The following is a 1,047-nucleotide window of genomic DNA, read 5'->3' on the forward strand; positions in this document are numbered from 1 at the left end:
CACCCAGCCAACCAGACACCCCAATCACAGGCCGACAGCAGCTGACCGTTCTACACCCTCAATCATGAAGAGCCACTAAAGGGCTGGACAAGGGAACTCCACAGAAGGGCCCTAACCCCGCGCCGATTGGGGACGTATTCGGTCGCTGGCGCATTGACGGCGCAGCTATGGGTAACTTCTGGGGTCCGGTAGACGATTCACCGACGCCCCAGGCGCCCGAGTACCTCCAGCGACTAGAACAATGCAGCAAGGCGATGCCGCACAACCCCCAGCAGCGAGCTCAAATCCTCATGAGCGTGCTTGATTCAGCACCGGTCGCAGACCCACCGGTTCCTGGCTGGCCGGATACCGCCGCCTAGGAAAGCAGAGCATCGCTGACCGAGTAGCAGTCGCGACATCTATTCGACCCGAGTGCAATCGTTGTCTCTGGCCTGCGTGTCCCTGGCCCGATCCCGACCTGACTGTTATTTCCGCGTGGCGGGCTGCCTCGTGCCGGAAGGCAGCGTCAGCCGGCGACACGCCGCGTGAACGTGCCGTGGAACCCGATCGGCAGGTGGTGTTCCAGATGCGCGGTGGCCAGCGGCCCGTCCTCGATGGTGCGGGCATCGAAGATCACCAGCTGCGAACGATGCTTCCGCAGATCGTGATTGAGCACCAGCAGCCAGCCGTCGTCCTCGGCAGCGGTGCGGTACGGGGCACGAACAACGGTTCGCCCGTCTGGGCCAGGCCGAAGTCGAACGTGGTCTGATCCCCGGTGCGGTGGTCGATGCGCGTCACCGCGTTGTAATGGCCGACGTCCTCGGTGGCCTTGCAGGCGTAGGTGACGTTGTGCTCCAGCGTCGAGCGACGCCAGTCGTACTGGGGGAATTCCATTGGGGCCGTTGCCGATAGCACCGTCTCGGTGATCCGTCCGGACTTGCTGATCCGGAACCGCGACAGGTGCCCGCGGGGCCACTCGTCGATGGTCAGGTGGAGGAATTGTCAATACCTGTGGATCGGCTTGTTTCAGGCGACCTCCGTTCCAGTTGATTCGGTCGGTGCCGAGTC

The 1,047-nt window shown here is 63.3% G+C and carries 2 protein-coding genes; both read right to left on the reverse strand.

The genetic code is table 11. The features are described from left to right. Window positions 1–505: 505 nt before the first annotated feature. Complete coding sequence (locus tag ACJH6J_RS30520; protein WP_209841066.1) at window positions 506–655, reverse strand: carotenoid oxygenase family protein; 150 nt, start codon at window positions 653–655, stop codon at window positions 506–508. Next, complete coding sequence (locus ACJH6J_RS30525) at window positions 613–894, reverse strand: carotenoid oxygenase family protein (RefSeq protein WP_406805048.1); 282 nt, start codon at window positions 892–894, stop codon at window positions 613–615. The genes ACJH6J_RS30520 and ACJH6J_RS30525 overlap by 43 nt, the downstream gene beginning before the upstream one ends. Window positions 895–1,047 lie beyond the last annotated feature (153 nt).

Source organism: Mycobacterium sp. SMC-18, from assembly GCF_045310895.1.
GTDB lineage: Bacteria > Actinomycetota > Actinomycetes > Mycobacteriales > Mycobacteriaceae > Mycobacterium.